The sequence below is a fragment of the Pseudomonadota bacterium genome (assembly GCA_027620075.1).
Lineage (GTDB): Bacteria > Pseudomonadota > Alphaproteobacteria > Rickettsiales > UBA6187 > 1-14-0-20-39-49.
Genome location: JAQCEY010000008.1, coordinates 38,371 through 53,791, shown reverse-complemented (window position 1 = coordinate 53,791; position 15,421 = coordinate 38,371). Strand labels below are relative to the sequence as shown.

General features: G+C 38.3%; 14 protein-coding genes. 4 read left to right on the top strand and 10 right to left on the bottom strand.

Annotated elements, in window-relative coordinates; all coding sequences use genetic code 11:
- Nucleotides 1-44: 44 nt before the first annotated feature.
- On the top strand, nt 45-476 hold the full coding sequence (locus O2942_09915; protein ID MDA0782564.1) for a hypothetical protein: 432 nt from the start codon (nt 45-47) through the stop codon (nt 474-476).
- Nucleotides 477-532: 56 nt separating this feature from the next.
- Here O2942_09915 and O2942_09910 read toward each other — a convergent pair whose 3' ends face one another.
- The 9 genes from O2942_09910 to rsmI form a co-directional block, all read right to left on the bottom strand.
- On the bottom strand, nt 533-1,669 hold the full coding sequence (locus O2942_09910) for a DegT/DnrJ/EryC1/StrS family aminotransferase (GenBank protein ID MDA0782563.1): 1,137 nt from the start codon (nt 1,667-1,669) through the stop codon (nt 533-535).
- Nucleotides 1,670-1,804: 135 nt separating this feature from the next.
- A complete protein-coding gene (locus O2942_09905) occupies nt 1,805-2,314 on the bottom strand; it encodes a flagellar assembly protein FliW (GenBank protein ID MDA0782562.1) in 510 nt (169 codons plus the stop codon).
- A 24-nt stretch (nt 2,315-2,338) separates the two neighbouring features.
- Nucleotides 2,339-3,256 carry a hypothetical protein gene (locus O2942_09900; GenBank protein ID MDA0782561.1) on the bottom strand — a complete coding sequence of 306 codons (918 nt, stop codon included), beginning with the start codon at nt 3,254-3,256 and terminating at the stop codon, nt 2,339-2,341.
- Nucleotides 3,257-3,274: 18 nt separating this feature from the next.
- Nucleotides 3,275-5,689, bottom strand: a complete 2,415-nt coding sequence (flgK, locus tag O2942_09895) for a flagellar hook-associated protein FlgK (protein MDA0782560.1) — start codon at nt 5,687-5,689, stop codon at nt 3,275-3,277.
- Nucleotides 5,690-5,708: 19 nt separating this feature from the next.
- Nucleotides 5,709-6,158 (bottom strand): hypothetical protein, encoded by a 450-nt coding sequence (locus tag O2942_09890; GenBank protein ID MDA0782559.1) that lies wholly within the window; start codon nt 6,156-6,158, stop codon nt 5,709-5,711.
- 10 nt (nt 6,159-6,168) lie between these two features.
- Entirely contained in the window at nt 6,169-6,489 is a 321-nt protein-coding gene (locus O2942_09885) for a rod-binding protein (protein MDA0782558.1), read from the bottom strand.
- Entirely contained in the window at nt 6,490-7,749 is a 1,260-nt protein-coding gene (locus O2942_09880) for a flagellar basal body P-ring protein FlgI (protein ID MDA0782557.1), read from the bottom strand.
- Between the two features lie 158 nt (nt 7,750-7,907).
- The gene (locus O2942_09875) at nt 7,908-8,915 is read right to left on the bottom strand and encodes a hypothetical protein (GenBank protein ID MDA0782556.1); all 1,008 of its coding nucleotides are present in this window, start codon (nt 8,913-8,915) and stop codon (nt 7,908-7,910) included.
- A 251-nt stretch (nt 8,916-9,166) separates the two neighbouring features.
- Nucleotides 9,167-10,045 (bottom strand): 16S rRNA (cytidine(1402)-2'-O)-methyltransferase, encoded by an 879-nt coding sequence (gene rsmI / locus O2942_09870; GenBank protein MDA0782555.1) that lies wholly within the window; start codon nt 10,043-10,045, stop codon nt 9,167-9,169.
- 12 nt (nt 10,046-10,057) lie between these two features.
- On the opposite strand from rsmI, the gene O2942_09865 reads away from it, so the two are divergent.
- The 3 genes from O2942_09865 to mnmC are packed head-to-tail and all read left to right on the top strand — an operon-like array spanning nt 10,058 to nt 13,576.
- A complete protein-coding gene (locus tag O2942_09865; GenBank protein MDA0782554.1) occupies nt 10,058-11,428 on the top strand; it encodes a penicillin-binding protein activator in 1,371 nt (456 codons plus the stop codon).
- 21 nt (nt 11,429-11,449) lie between these two features.
- Nucleotides 11,450-12,322, top strand: a complete 873-nt coding sequence (locus O2942_09860) for an ankyrin repeat domain-containing protein (protein ID MDA0782553.1) — start codon at nt 11,450-11,452, stop codon at nt 12,320-12,322.
- Between the two features lie 48 nt (nt 12,323-12,370).
- Nucleotides 12,371-13,576, top strand: a complete 1,206-nt coding sequence (mnmC, locus tag O2942_09855; protein MDA0782552.1) for an FAD-dependent 5-carboxymethylaminomethyl-2-thiouridine(34) oxidoreductase MnmC — start codon at nt 12,371-12,373, stop codon at nt 13,574-13,576.
- Here the strand turns inward: mnmC and O2942_09850 are convergent.
- Nucleotides 13,557-15,329, bottom strand: coding sequence for a M3 family oligoendopeptidase (locus O2942_09850; protein MDA0782551.1), 1,773 nt, complete (start codon nt 15,327-15,329; stop codon nt 13,557-13,559). The genes mnmC and O2942_09850 overlap by 20 nt on opposite strands.
- Between the last annotated feature and the right edge of the window lie 92 nt (nt 15,330-15,421).

Here is a 15,421-nt window from a genome sequence, read left to right as displayed (position 1 = left end):
TTTACGGTTATTAATTGGGTTTCGTGTAGGGATTTTACAACAATATGGTGAAAAAGAAGAAAGAGAGTGATTCTGTTAAGGGGAAAATATTTGCACTTTTTTACTCTATTGTACCTACTAAGCAAAATAAGGAAAGGAAGCAAATTGTCGGCGAAAATGTAAAAGCTTCTAAAAACAAGCCTTCTTTAGTGAAGTTGCTTGATGCTAAAAGTGCAAGGGATAAAAAAAACAATCCTGATGCTCTATATGACGCAATTGCCGATGCTATAATTAAAAATATAGTAACGGATTCAAGAAACATTGATGATGGCGTTAAAGGAATAGAAAGTCTATTAGCCGAAGCCGAATCTAATTTTGTTAAAAAAGAAGTAGATGATATACATAGAAACCGTGTTTATATAAAAGAACGGTTAAGAAAAGAAAACTACAACGGAAGCCTGTTAATAGAAGATCAGGCAAAAATAAAGAAAAAATAGGTTGTTACCGTAACCTGTAATAGCATATTGCAATTATAATCCGTTATTAAGGCTATCTAAGCATTTCTAAGGTGAATTTTTTTCCCGTAGACATTACTGCTAAGTGTTCTAACAATAAGTTCTATTTCTTTCTTTGTTATGCCGAGATAATAAGGCAATCCTATGACGGAGGATATAAGATTATCTGTCACAGGAAGGCTTGTTTTCGGTGCATTTTGAAATTCTTTCATATTATGACAGCCGTTGCCCGTCCATTTTCGGGCTTCAATACCTTTTGACTTGAGGTAATCAATAGTGCTATCTGCGTTATTTGCCAGCAAATATATATTGCACGTTGATGATAAGTACTCAAATGAAAGCCGGTGTTGCAATGTTGTTTCAATGAAAGTTTCGATGTAATAATTATTGATAGTGTTCCATTTTGCCCTTGTTGAATCCCATGAATCAAGGGCAGCGTGGCACGCTGCCGCATTATATTCGGTCATAATCCCGTTTGTGCCTATATATATTTTGTAAAGTTCGTCACCAAGACCGAATGTGGATATATTATCTATTTTTTCTATCAGTTTCTTGTTTTTGGATACAATAACGGCTCCTTCACCAAAACATAGTAAACTATTATGATTAAACCCTATAACGATAGGTGTATCGGATATTACCGATTTTGATTGTGATGTAACGTTATCAAATGAATTTGACGCACCGATTATAACAGGTACGCCTGTTTCTTCGGTAAATTTATCCCATTCTTTTGTATTTATGGTTTCTCCTATCGAAGACGGAACTATAACGGCACCTATTTCCTGCTTTATATACATTAAGCTTTCAACGGTATTTTTAACATCAAGTGTCCATGTGTCGTCGTCAACATCAATAAAATACGGCGTTAAACCTGCGTAAGTTGCCGCATAAGGTATTGAAGGGGAACACCATGAAGGCATAAGACAATAGCTGTTTGCCGGGACATTTAATGCTTTTAAGGTATTGGCTAGAGCATAGACCGCATTTGATGTTATGGCGACCATACCTTTTTCGGTTCCGAACAACTCCTGAAATCTGGTTTTCAGGTGATCGACTAAAGGTCTTCTACCGTATGTGGAATCATCATTTTTTATATCTTGTAAGTACGGGTATATGTCACTGTGATGTGGAAGGTTTGTTTTAGAAACAGGTATTTTTTTCTTAATAAACATGTCGCAACTAAAGGTTTGTAAATTGTTTTAATAATACTACTTCGGCTGCACTTTAACGACATTAAAAACATTTGACAAGTATTTATTTTTTATGCCTGATACCTTCAGGCGTTTTTGTCTACATGACTTAATTTATTAAGAAATTTTGTGTTGAATTTTATACGAAGGATTCTGAAGAACATACTGGTGTGCCGTTTTGCTTTCAACATCAACCAATACAGGAGCTTTAGCATTAACTGAAATTTCTCTTTTTGCTCCATTTTCTTGAATAGTAACGATAAATAGTAATAACAATTTATCGGTTTTTATATCCAGAACTTTGCATGCTTCATCTAAATCCTGACTTTCTATAAGCCTGTTGTCGTATTGTGCCGGAACAACTATGAACGACAGCTCGTCATCTTCAAGGCATTGTAATAATTTAAACTGGTCTGATGTTATAGTCGGTAATTTTGTAAGACAAAATGTAACGGCTCTTGGAATCCCCAGAACACCATGTTTGAAAGATATTTGTTTTGATTTATCAACTTCAATCTTACCGAAACGGCTCTTGATAGTAATCAGATTCTTGCTATCAATTTTATCGGACGATGACGATAAAACTTTTGGATTGGATTTTAAATTGTCTTCTGTTGAAGTTCTCATGATATTCCTCATATTAGTTAATGGTTAGCTTAAAAAGTTAGATAGTTTAAGATTACTGAGCCTATTAAAAGCAAGGTATGAAGCTTCGATAATTGCCTCAAGTTCAATCATTTTGGTTGCCGCAATTTCAAGTCTGATAAATGCTACATCGCTAAAACTCTCAAAGAGTAGTGTTCCTACACTTGTATGCACGGTGTTTATTTTTGCAAGTCTGTTACTTGCCGAGCGTGCCGAGGCTGCAAGTGAAACGATACGTTCATTAGCACTGTTTGCCATATCGAGTGCCTTGCCTAATAATTCCGTATCTCCGCTTGCGTCAGCTTCTATCAGTAAATGTATTGCCCCGATTAATTCCTGAAAAGCAGGGTCATTAGCAGTTACACCGTATGAAAGCACTTCGGATTGACTTATATTAACGGAAGCAATGGCACTATTGCCCTGATAATAAGAGGCACTGGTAACAAGAGTTGTAGAGTCGACATTGCTTGAATTTGCGTTTACAACCGGTTTAGTGTCGGTTTTAGTTCCTGCAAATAGATAAATCCCGTCAGAACGTGTATTTAAAATTGATTCGATGCTCTGGAAATATGAGTCGGTTATTACGTCAATAGGTATATTTTCACCTGATGCCCCATTGTTTCTTTGTGATATAGTGCTGATAACATCTCTTGCAACTACCACTATTTGCTCTAAAGATTGCTCTATTGTTTGTGTTCTTGCCTGAATTATCTCGTTTGATTTGATATAGGTATCGGTTGCTTTTATGCTTGAATCAAGTGATATATATCGTTCAACCGTACCCTCTGATGCGTACCCTTGAAAATCTTCATATCTATTCCCTGTCGCACTTTGTATGGAGGCTTTTTGTAACTCGTTCTGTTTGGTTTGCGACAGTGAGATTATTTTTTGAGTCGGTGTAGGTACTTTTATTTCAATAGTCATCTTGTATAATCTCCTTTATTAGAACGCTTGCTGTAAGGCTCTAAATAGTTCCTGTATTGTGCTGATGATTTGAGCCGATGCCTTATAGTTATTCTCTAATTCGATTATCCTTGCCAGTTCATCATCGGTATTTACTCCAGCCTGTTTGAACAACAGGTCGTTTAGACCTTCAAGACCTAGTGCTTCGATTTGTTGTACGTTATAAAACCTTACCGATATCGTAGAGGTGTAACCTATAATATCGGCACTATATCCTGTTAATGTGGTTGTTATATTAGGCAGGGTTCCTGCTGAGGCAAATGAAACATCTACATCGTTTAATGAGGCTATGCTTGAAAGTATGGCGTTGTCACCGCTTCCTATCTCATATGTATAAACAGCAGTATTAGGGTCTGAAGGCTGGTTTGAAAGTATCAAAGACGCCCTTTGAAGTTTACTCGGGTTGCTTACAATATCACTTCTAACCGACATGTTTAATGCACTTCCACCTGTTGTACCATGTGGTTCGAAAAAATTATTCATTCCGAAATAATCGGAAAAACCTTTATTAGTAACGCTACTAGACGGAGTCGAAGGCAGCCCTACTTCCTGACTGTTAAGCTCACTCATTACCACGCCGTAACTTGAATTGGGATTAGTGGTTAATTTTAAAAACCCGGAAGTTCCGGCTGATACCGTTACACCGTTGGCATCAACAATACTTGCTGTTAAAAAGCCTTGTGATGAAGGTGCTGCATGAAGGGTACTTGTTCCCGAAACGTTAGTTACCGCAGCAGGCGGATATCTGTCATTTTTTACCGCCGTTACGTTATCGTTTACGGTGTAATCAATATCTGCAACCGACACATTACCCGATGCATCGGTAACCTGTACCTGCACACGTACAGTATAAGATGCCCTGTTATCGTCACCGCCAAAATCTACCGTAAAAGGTATGCCTGTCCGCTCCCTGTCGCCCGGATTAACAACATAGCTATTAGGACTTGGTAATGTTGCCGCATTATATGTCTGGCTGAAGTCAATAGGGTCAATAACGGTAATGGAGTTTATAACCACTGTGGCATTTTCGGTTGAAATATTATCAAGCTGAAGGTCGAATTGTGCCGTTCCTCCGTCTGCAATATCAGTTGATACGGCAGCTAATGTTATGTCACGCAGATTGCCCACTTCCGCACGCGGTTGAGGAGGGCCGTAATAATAGTTTATTTCATCTACGATAGTTTGTAAGTCCGGTTGCCCTGCTCCACTTCCGCTATCAAGGCTTCCCAAGTCCAGTGTGAGTGGTCGTAGGTTTACTTCATCGGAATAAGGACTTGTCGGAGGCGTTCCGTCACTGTCAAGAACTGCTATCATTACGCTACCTGAAAAGCCTACGGAAGTTGTTGAGGCAATAGAGGTCGTACCTGTCAATGATGAGGGGGGAGGGAAGCTTGATCCGTTATTTGTAATAGCATTCACCTGTTTTGTCAGTTCTAAAGCAAGATTATCAAGTTGTTCTATAATTTTAGGCAACTCAAGCTCCCTTATTTCAACCAGACCTTTTATTGAGCCTGATGTAAGACTTGTGGTAACGGAAGAACCTATGCCCGATGTAACCAGATCGACCGGCTCACCTAAAGTGCCGTTATTGTTTAAAGGTGATATGGTAATAGCAGACCTTGGCGTGCCGTTTACAAAGTTATCCCTTGAAGGAACTGCAATGTGAGATAGTTGATATGGTCCTGATGTTTCGAGCAATGATAATCCGCTTCCCGTTAAGACTGTTAATTTGCCGTCGCTATTAACATTTGCACTTACATTTACATATTCGGAAAGCTGCCTTAGCAACACCTCTCTTTCCTGCTCTATTTCAAGCCGTCCTGCCGTCCCTTCAGGGAAATTTATTATTTGAACGTTCGTATCATGCAGACTCAGAATAATGCTGTTTACCTGATTTACCTCGGCTTTTATCTGTGCATCGGCACTAACCTGTAAGTTATGCAGATCTCTAGCCGTTTGGGAAATTTTATTTGTCAAATCAACCGCACTATTGACCGCAGCTAACTGCAATGATGCTGTTTGAGGGGTGTCACTGAGTATTTGGAAGTCGGCAAGAAACTTGTCTATAGAGCTACTTAGGCTGTTATCGTCACTTGGTTTTCCAAGTAGTGTCTGTGCCGTATCGTAGTAACCGTTTAAGGCGTTTGCATAACCTAATTCGGAAAATTGTGCCCGTAACGACTTTAACAACTGCTCATCGACATTAGCCGTGATAGAAACTACCTGTACGCCCTGACCTACGCCGTCAGTTACTATTGATTGCTGGTTAACCGTTTGCCTTACATATCCGGGTGTGTTAACATTTGCAACGTTATTTGCAGCCACAGATATACTTTCCTGCACTGTTTTAAGGCTACTAAGTGATGCGGATAATGCGTTTGATAAAGTTGTCATTATTATTACCCATTAAAAACTAAATAGATGAGTTAACCGTGAACGGACTCGAGCTCACAATTTTTTTTTTATTGTTACCGACTATTCCTTCCTGATTATAACTCATTGAGTTTTTCTGTTTGTCATCAAGAACTTTTCGTATTGATTCCATAATTATCTGATGCACCTTTCTTGCTTTGAGAAGCTGTTTGCCATCTTCATTTATAAGCTTTTCAAACTCGTTGTTGGCTTGTGTCAGTTCTCTTTTTGTTGCTTCGTTTATTGAGGCTAGAATATCAGGGTTTTCCTGAATAGTTTCTTTGAAGCTCTCTACAACCGACAGGAGTTTAAGTTTTTCGTCCTGTAAGGTATGAATCTGGGCAAGTTTCATATCTTTTATCATTTGTATTTCGATAGATAAGATATTCGTAAGACGCTTGATTACCGATACCATATCCGCAAAATCTATTTTATTTGTTTCTGTCGTCATGTTTGTTCCCTTATTTTTTTAAATCTCTTTCAATGCTTTCTGCCAGCCCTAAGCCGTTTGTTGTTGCAAGTGTTTTTGCGTATTCATCAATCATCATTTGCCTGAAGATATCCGAGCCATGCCCTCCGCCATATAATCCGCTTTCTTTGCCGTCAGGGAACATAGGTTCTATCATTTTAGATATTAAAACCGATTCTAATTCCACCGCTTCTTCATGTATCTTGTTGTCATCGTCAATTTGCGAGGTTTGACGGTTCAGTTGCTCAAAAGAGCCTGCACCGGCATGTGATGAAAACAGTATTATTGTTAAAAACAGTGTTCCGACTTTCATTTACCTTACCTCTATATCGGCGTGTAATGCACCTGCTACTTTAATAGTTTGCAATATTGTAATTAAATCACGTGTGCCGACTCCAAGTGCGTTTAACCCGCTTACTAGGTCACGCAAGTTTGCACCCTGCGGTAATACCGCAAGACCGTTGCCCGGATTATTATTATTATTTACAGGCTCGGTATTGCCCGATGCCCTTGATACGTCGGACGAAAATGCATTACCCTTATCATTGAAATTGCTATTTACGGCAACCATCAGATTTCCCTGTGCTACGGCAACGGTATCTATCTTAACCTCTTCGCCCATAACTATTGTTCCCGATGCCTCATCAATTACAACAACGGCACGCTGGTCAGGCTCTACGATTATCTGCTCAATATCTGCCAAAAGACCCAAAACGTTTCCTTCATAAATATCAGGAACATTTAAGTTAACCGTACCGGGGTCAAGAGGGTTAGCCGCATCTTCACCGATAGCGTCGTTTATGTTCTCCGAAATACGGCGTGCGGTAGATATATCAGGGTTGCGTAACGCCAGTTTTAAAGACTTCATTGATGACAGGTCAAAAGCTATTTCACGCTCAACGGTAGCTCCGTTAGCTATCGTACTATTTGTTCCGACACCTTTGGATTTTGCGTTTGAGGAGTCCGAATCGCTTATTACTCCTCCTATTGTTACAGGACCTTGTGCCACACCATATACATTGCCGTCAGCACCTAGCAGTGGCGATGCGAGCAATGTTCCGCCCTCAAGGCTTTTTGCGTCACCTAAGGTACTTACGGTAACGTCAAATTTACTACCGACCCTTGCAAATGCAGGAAAGTTAGCCGTTATAGTTACTGCGGCAACGTTCTTTGTCTTTAAGTTAGTGCCTTTTGAGTTGATACCTAATTTTGACAGGAACTCGGCAAGACCTTTTTCTGTAAACGGTGAGTTCTTCAGGTTATCACCCGTACCGTTCAGACCTACCACCAGACCATAGCCGAGCAAGGTGTTTTCCCTTATGCCTTCAAAATAAACTATGTCTTTTATACGTGATGCAGAATGAGCGGATTTAGCTAGTAATAAAACGGCTATAACCAATGTCATGGTGCATATCATGAATAGTGTCTTTAATCGTGAGCTTCTTGCCCTGTAGTTATCGTTCCCCGCTTTTTGCATACCTTTGATATATTCGTGTCCGGCAAGAAACCTTGCGGCTTTTAAATCATTTAAAGCCGACTTGTATATTTTAGGTTGTTTTTTTCTGAGTGCCATAAGTTATAACTAATTGAAAATTATTTCGTTAATAACAATGCTAGAACCGTGCCAAATAGCCAAAAGGCTGTTAACTCAGAGGTTTGGAGTTTGTCGGAAGTGGTTTTGATGTGTCTATCGGGAAATATTTTCCTAGTAGTGTGGACTTATTTTCTTAGTTAAAGACTTTGGGCAGTCGGTTGACGATTACTAAAAGATAATCTTTGCACAAAAGAAGCAGGGTCGTTGTAAAGTGTTGATTTTACATTTTTATGAATTTTAGATATTTCGCTTATAGTATTTGGAAAAAGCCTTTTTGCCTCCTCTGTGTTTGCATAATATTGTTCCATAACCCTTGAATGTATTTCAAAACCATATTTATTACTATCATATTCCATTATATCCTCAATAAGTTCGGATATCACCTTTGAACCCTTATTTAATTTCCGGTCTTTTTTTAGGGTGTCGATTAAAGTGCTACTTTTAAAGGGGTTTTTGAGGAAAATATTGTTTTCTATAGTTATGTTCTGCAATAAGTGAGCGGCTTCATGAACTATGCTGCTTATAACTTCCTTAGTAGTTCTGTTATCAGCATCATAAACGTTGATATTGTTATCTTTATCAAGGCTTGCCGTTAGCATATTCATGCCTGTTTTTGTTTCAATGAGTTGAGGCTCTGAAGATAGGTTGATTTTGTTTAAAGCTCCTTTTGCCGCAATGGTTTGCATTATATCATGTATAAGCGGTTTATCATCTTTAGAATCAATTACTTTTAAAAATTCAGACATTATCTCGTTTGTTTTTTCATCTCTTATGCCGTTTGTAAAAATTCTTTCCGAATAATATTTCTTTAACGCTTCTGAATTACTTTCCGATATCGGAATAATATCATTCTTTTTGTCAGTTTCAGTGCTTCTTTTTTTTGCATTTTCTCGAACGCCTTTAATAATAACCACACCTGCAAATCCAACCGCAGTATAAAGAAGTGCGTTGTTGCCATGAGTATTATTATTGTTCCTATAATGATTATCTTTTAAAGCAGGATAATTTTGTTTTTTATCAGATTTACTGCCCTTAGATGCATATGGCGTTTCGGCACGGGCGGAAAATGCTTTTATAAAGCTTTCCGATAGCTGCGATGATATTCGAGTAGACTTTTTTATAATCGGTAATAATAAATCTTTCATAACGATTCTAAATTATTATTTGCATTTAATTTACTCGCCTTTGTCATTCCACGAATTTGTTTAGTAAAAAATTATAGTGGAATCCATATTTAAAAAAGTTAGGAAACTTTTTTAATATGCGTAAATTCAAAGTTACTTTATTTTTATTTCAATTAGACACTCCGCAACGTTTTACAAAAAATTTAATTAACAATCAATTCTATTTTTAAATATTTTTGGAATAGTGACACTTGTACGATGTTTCTTTTTTATCATTTTTTAATATTCAGTGCTAAATTGTAAACGTCTTTTTTATTAACGCCGTTATTATCTGCCACCAATGCAACGGCATCTTTTACGCTCATGCTTTCCAGTGCTTTGGATAGCTGGAAAATTATGTCGGTATTGCTGACTTCATTCTCATTTGGCGGTGCTACAACAATTACTATCTCGCCTTTTGGCGGATTGTTTTTGTAATATTGTTCAAGTTCTTCGCTAGTACCCCTTTTAATCTCTTCAAACTTTTTTGTAATCTCCCTTAATATACATATTTCCCGTTCTTTAAATACACTGCCGATATCGGCGATTGAGGAAACAAGCCTTTTTGCCGATTCAAAAAATATTAAAGTGGCGTTTATTTCTTTTAGTTTATTTAAGGCATTTATCCTTGCCCCGCTTTTGGGAGGCAAAAAGCCCTCAAAAAAGAATCTGTCGGTAGGTAAGGCGCATAATGTAAGTGCGGTAGATACTGATGAGGCTCCGGGGATAGATGTTACTTTTATACCTGCGTCGGATATCCTGCGTATAAGTTTATAACCGGGATCTGAAATCAGCGGTGTACCCGCATCGGACACAAGTGCTACGGATTTTCCCGATATCAAAAGAGATTCTATATAATCACGTTCTTTTTCGCCGCTATGGTCATTATAGCATATTAATTTTGATTTTATATTCAGCCTAGACAGTAAATTTTGTGTAATTCTAGTATCTTCGCATGCAATTACATCAACGTTAGCAAGTGTTTTTATAGCTCTTAAAGTGATGTCTTCCATGTTACCGATAGGGGTTGCAACAACATATAATGCAAGCTCCTGTTTACATGATTGCAATAGTGTATTATTAATAGCGGTTCTTTGATTATTATCTGTCATGGGGTGTTTATTGTGCGAAATATATTGTTGTTATTATTAATCTTTGTTGTTTCATGTACAACTGTTGATGATACATATTATCAGCCTAATAGTCCAGATATACCGCAACCTTCAGCAAATACTTATCCTGACGATGACTACGCTAAGAGAAAGAACGTAATTAAAAAATATCCGCCACCCAAACAGCTTGATGAGAAAAGTACTGGCGTATTTACAAGATTCGCAAGTTTTCCTCCTGTAAAAGTTGCATTATTAGTACCTCTAAGCGGTAAATATCAAGAACTTGGAAAAAACATGCTTGATTCTGCTCAGTTGGCATTATTCGGTATTAACGAGCCTAACCTTATACTTGTTCCTATCGATACAAAGGGAACCTCCTATGGTGCTGTTGAGGCTGTTGAAAAGGCTATTGAAAATGATGTTAACATAATATTAGGTCCGATATTCAGCAAATCTGCCCAAGCAGTTGCCGATAAGGCAAAAGAAAACGGCATTAGCATCGTTTCATTCTCAAATGACAAAACGCTGGCGGATAAAGGCATATTTGCAATGGGATTCCGCCCCGAACAGCAAATAAGGCGTGTTGTTGAATTTGCTATGGAAAAAGGCATGGAGGATTTTGCCGCAGTTCTTCCTAACAGTGCCTATGGTGCGGCGGCGGCAAAAGAAATGAGAAATTCTGTTTCAGGAAACAAAGAGGCTTCGGTTTTAAAAACGGAAATATTTATAACCGATAAGTCGGGCGAACCAAAAAGATTGAAATCTCATGTTTATGCTGCATTTGATTCTTTGATGAACACTAAGCCGCCAAAGGATTACAATGAGGAGTTAAAGAAGTTTAATGATAACCCGATAAAATTCCCAAGGGCTTTATTAGTGCCTCAGGGGGGTGAAAATCTCTCTATGGTTACGGAGCTTTTAACAAATTATAAACACGACCCTGAAAAAATAAAATTGCTTGGCACTTCTAACTGGTATCAGGAAGAAGAGTCTTTATTAAACAATCCGGTATTGCAGGGTAGCTGGTTTGCCGCTCCTCCGAAGGACCGACGGGAGATATTTGAAGGCAAGTTCAAAGAAATTTACGGGTATGAACCAAATGAACTGGCAAGCCTTGCTTATGACGGTATAGCACTAACAGCTACTATAGCAAGGATAACCAAGGGGCAGGATTTTAGTAATCGCTCATTAACAAATCCTAGAGGGTTTGTCGGTATTGACGGTATATTCCGCTTTAAAGAAAACGGGTTAACCGAAAGAGGGCTTGCTATTATTGAAATATGGGACGGTAAATTTTATATAGTTTCTCCGGCACCGCAAAACTTCTTCGAGATAGAGCGTTTTGAAGAGGATAGTGCCGATGATAGTAGTTCCGATTATTAAAACAGGAGGCGGTGTTAAATTATGATATATACTAGTACCAAAGAAGAACAACAAGCGGCAATAAAAAAAGAACTGGAAAAGAAAAAAAAGGAACAACTCGAAGCATCAAGACGCAATGTAATTGAGAAGACTGCGTTGTTACATAAGTATCTTGCATCAGGTAATGAGCTTGCTAAGTTAGAAAAGATTATAAGCCAAGGTGCGAACATTAATTTTGTTAATAAAAAGGGTGCAGATGCCCTACATGTTGCTATTCGTTATAATAAATATGAGTTTGTATCTTATTTGTTGAAAATGGGAGGTGATGTCAATGCTAGTGATAATTGCGGCAACACTCCTTTGCACATAGCGTCTGAATTTGCCGATTTTAATCTTATAAAAACCCTGATTGGTTCGGGTGCAGATGTTACGGCGGTTAATGAAAGGGGAAATGCACCGATTCATATTGCTGCGGAGGTAGGTAGACTTAAAAACCTTGAATGCCTTCTTACCTATAATGTTGATGTAAATTTAAGAAATAAATCCGGCAACACCGCTTTGCATAAAGCCGCCTCTCACGGCTGTAAAAATGTTGTTGAGTTGTTAATTAAATGCGGTGCGGATAAAGAGGCAATCAACGATAGGGGAAATACTCCTTTACACAGAGTTTGTTATTATGGCTATCCGGACGTTGTGGAGCTATTGATAAATAAAGGTGTTAATATTAACGCAAAGAATAAAGAAGGCAATACACCGCTACACAGAGCTTCTATATCTCATAACCTTGATGTGGTAAAGCTGCTTATTAAAGCCGGAGCCGATGTAGAGATAAGGAACAATAACGGATTTACGGCAAGGGATATTGCTTCGGCAACTTTTATAAAGGGTTATTTTAAGGAAAAATTTGGAGAATAATAAAGCTCTGACCATGAAATGAAGCAACCTTGGTATAATATCCCGTGCGTGGAATATAAAAATTTATGTGCTACCGTAATAGGCGGTGGTCTGGCAGGTACATCGGTTGCCTATAGCATGGCAAAAAGAGGCTGGAGGGTAAAACTTATTGAAAGAAATGACGGACTCGCCGCCGAAGCATCAGGCAATGAGGCAGCTATAATAAGTCCACTTATTTCCCATAAAAATGATATCATAGGAAAATTCTTTCTTGCAGGATTCTTATATACGGTTAATCATCTAAACGAACTTAAAAAACATTTTAACGTAAAATCAGACCTATGCGGTGTTTTTGAGTTATCCTCCGACAAGGTTAACAAAAACATTGAAGAACTGGTAATAAATAAAGAGTTGATTGAAAAATTATCAGCCGCTCAAGCAAGCGAAGTTATAGGTCATAAACTCTTAGACGGTGTTCTGCATATTAAACAAGGAGGCTGGTTGAGTCCTGTTGATTTTTGTCGCTCAAATATACAAGCATATAAAGATAATGTAGAAATAATACTTAATTCGGAAGCACTTAGTCTATATGAAGGAAATAATAAGTGGACTGTAAGCAGTCAGGACGGAAATATAATTTGCGAATCTGATGTTGTTGTTATTGCGAACTCTAATGATGCTAACAAATTTTCACAAACCGACCGGCTGCCTCTTACTCCTGTAAGAGGGCAGGTGACGCATGTAATTTCAGATGAGATAAGAACCGGTAAAGTACTATGTTACGAAGGTGGGTATGTCATACCTACAATTGACGGTATAAATTATATAGGAGCTACATACGATAAAGAGAATTTAAATCTTAATGTTACCTCTGAAGATAATGATATAAACACTCGTAATTTAAATAAAATTATAAATGCCGAGTCTTGCCGCATAGTTGGGGCAAAAACTGCCTTGCGTTCAACTTCACCGGACAGAAGACCCATGATTGGTGCGGTTGCCGACAGAGAGTCGTTTCTTAAAGATTATGCAGATTTAAAACACGGTAAAGTTAATAAGAATTATCCTGATGGGGCTTACTATAAGGGGCTATATGTGTCAACGGGGTTTGGCTCAAGGGGAATAACAGGCTGCCCGATTGCAGGTGAAATTATAGCATGCATGATAAATAACGAGCCGTTACCCGTTGATAAAAAAATCATTGACGCAGTCAATCCGGCTCGTTTTATAATACGTGAATTAAAGCAGGGGCAAATTACTCAATCTCATCAATAAAGCCTGAAATAATATCCAGACCGCCTTGCCAGAATTTAGGGTTGCTCGCATCTAATCCGAACGGTTCTAATAATTCCTTATGGCGTAGCGTTCCGCCTGCTTTTAACATTTCTATGTATTTATCTACAAATCCGTCAGGTTTATCCTGATAAACTTTATATAGCGAGTTGACCAGACAATCGCCGAATGCATATGCGTAGACATAAAAAGGAGTATGTACAAAGTGCGGTATGTATGACCAGAAATACTTGTATTCATCGTCATATTTTATAGCAGGACCTAGTGATTCTTTTTGAACTCCAAGCCAAATCTCGCAGAGCCTTTCCGCCGGTATTTCGCCGTTCTTTCTCTCGTCATGAACCTGACGTTCAAATTCACAAAATGCTATCTGACGTACAACGGTGTTGAGCATATCCTCAACTTTGTTAGCTATCATGATTTTCTTTTGCTGCTCGCTTGTTTGTCTTTCCAGTAACTTTCTAAAGGTAAGCTGTTCACCAAATACCGATGCAGTTTCTGCTAACGTTAAAGGCGTGCTTGCCATTAAAGCACCTTGTCCGGCTGCCAGATATTGGTGTACGCCATGTCCAAGCTCGTGGGCGAGCGTCATTACATCACGTATCTTGCCCTGAAAGTTCATTAATATGTAAGGGTGTGCCGATGGAACCGTAGGGTGCGAGAATGCTCCCGAGTCCTTTCCCTCACGAGCAGGTGCGTCTATCCAGTTCTCATCAAAAAAGCGTTTACCTATCTTTGCCATTTCGGGTGAGAAATCGGAATATGCTTCTATTACTGTTTCAACAGCGTCATTCCATGATATTTTTTCAGATTTATCATCAGGAAGGGGGGCGTTTCTATCCCAGTAATCAAGCTGTTTTTTACCGAACATTCCGGCTTTTATTTTATAATAACGATGTCCGAGTTTCTCATAGTTTTTCTTTACCGAGTTGATTAATGCCTCTGCCACCTCGTCTTCAATCAGATTTGCCAAGTTCCTTGAAGATATCGGTTTTGAGAATTTTCTCCACCTATCGTTTATTTCTTTATCTTTAGCCAGAACGTTAGTAATCAGGGCGAATTTCTTGATGTTTTCTCCAAGAGTTTTTCCAACCGACTTGGCGGCTTTTTTTCGTTCATCTTCATTTTTTGACGACATAAAGTTCATAACTTCTGCTGCCGTCAGTTTTTTGTCATCAAACGGAAACCTTAAATCGGCCATAGTTTCTTCAAATAGCCTGTGCCAGCTTTGACGGCTTGTTATGCTTTTTTCATGAAGAATTTTTTCCACTTCGTCCGATAGCTGGTAAGGCTTCATAACTCTTACATCACGAATCCACGGCTGATATTTTTTAAGCTCTGAAGATGAGGAATGTTTTTTATCCATCTCTTTATCGCTGATTTTATTTATCTCCAGTTCAAAGAACAAAATCAAAGAAGATATTTCCGTGATTTTTTCCGAGATATTTTGGTAGAAGGCGGAATTTTCCTGACTAGATATGTTCTCGGCATAAAGCAAATAAGCAAAGCTGTGCAGGCGACCCAGCGTTTCTTCTATCTCCTCATATTCTCTTATTGTAGATGCAAGCATTTTGCCGTCTAAGCCTTTTATCTTTCCTTCAAATATTTTTTGAAAACGCTTCGCTCTATCTTCGACATTTTTTATATCGCTTTTTAACTCACCTGATTCTTTACTCGGATAAAGTGCTGATAAGTCCCAAGTTGGAAGGGTTTGTTCGACTTTTTGTGCTTTCATTTTGTTCCTTAATTGTATTTTTTACGGAATATCCCATTAATTGGTTTTTTATAATTTTTTGCAATGCTGAACTTATTTCAGGTTCTATTATA

Excerpts from the sequence above, each read along its gene's own strand:
- O2942_09910 (MDA0782563.1), bottom strand. The coding sequence starts at position 1,669 with ATGTTTATTAAGAAAAAAATACCTGTTTCTAAAACAAACCTTCCACAT.
- O2942_09885 (MDA0782558.1), bottom strand. The coding sequence starts at position 6,489 with ATGAAAGTCGGAACACTGTTTTTAACAATAATACTGTTTTCATCACAT.
- O2942_09860 (MDA0782553.1), top strand. The coding sequence starts at position 11,450 with ATGATATATACTAGTACCAAAGAAGAACAACAAGCGGCAATAAAAAAA.
- O2942_09905 (MDA0782562.1), bottom strand. The coding sequence starts at position 2,314 with ATGAGAACTTCAACAGAAGACAATTTAAAATCCAATCCAAAAGTTTTA.
- O2942_09880 (MDA0782557.1), bottom strand. The coding sequence starts at position 7,749 with ATGGCACTCAGAAAAAAACAACCTAAAATATACAAGTCGGCTTTAAAT.
- flgK (MDA0782560.1), bottom strand. The coding sequence starts at position 5,689 with ATGACAACTTTATCAAACGCATTATCCGCATCACTTAGTAGCCTTAAA.
- O2942_09850 (MDA0782551.1), bottom strand. The coding sequence starts at position 15,329 with ATGAAAGCACAAAAAGTCGAACAAACCCTTCCAACTTGGGACTTATCA.
- O2942_09890 (MDA0782559.1), bottom strand. The coding sequence starts at position 6,158 with ATGACGACAGAAACAAATAAAATAGATTTTGCGGATATGGTATCGGTA.
- rsmI (MDA0782555.1), bottom strand. The coding sequence starts at position 10,045 with ATGACAGATAATAATCAAAGAACCGCTATTAATAATACACTATTGCAA.
- O2942_09875 (MDA0782556.1), bottom strand. The coding sequence starts at position 8,915 with ATGAAAGATTTATTATTACCGATTATAAAAAAGTCTACTCGAATATCA.
- O2942_09900 (MDA0782561.1), bottom strand. The coding sequence starts at position 3,256 with ATGACTATTGAAATAAAAGTACCTACACCGACTCAAAAAATAATCTCA.
- O2942_09915 (MDA0782564.1), top strand. The coding sequence starts at position 45 with ATGGTGAAAAAGAAGAAAGAGAGTGATTCTGTTAAGGGGAAAATATTT.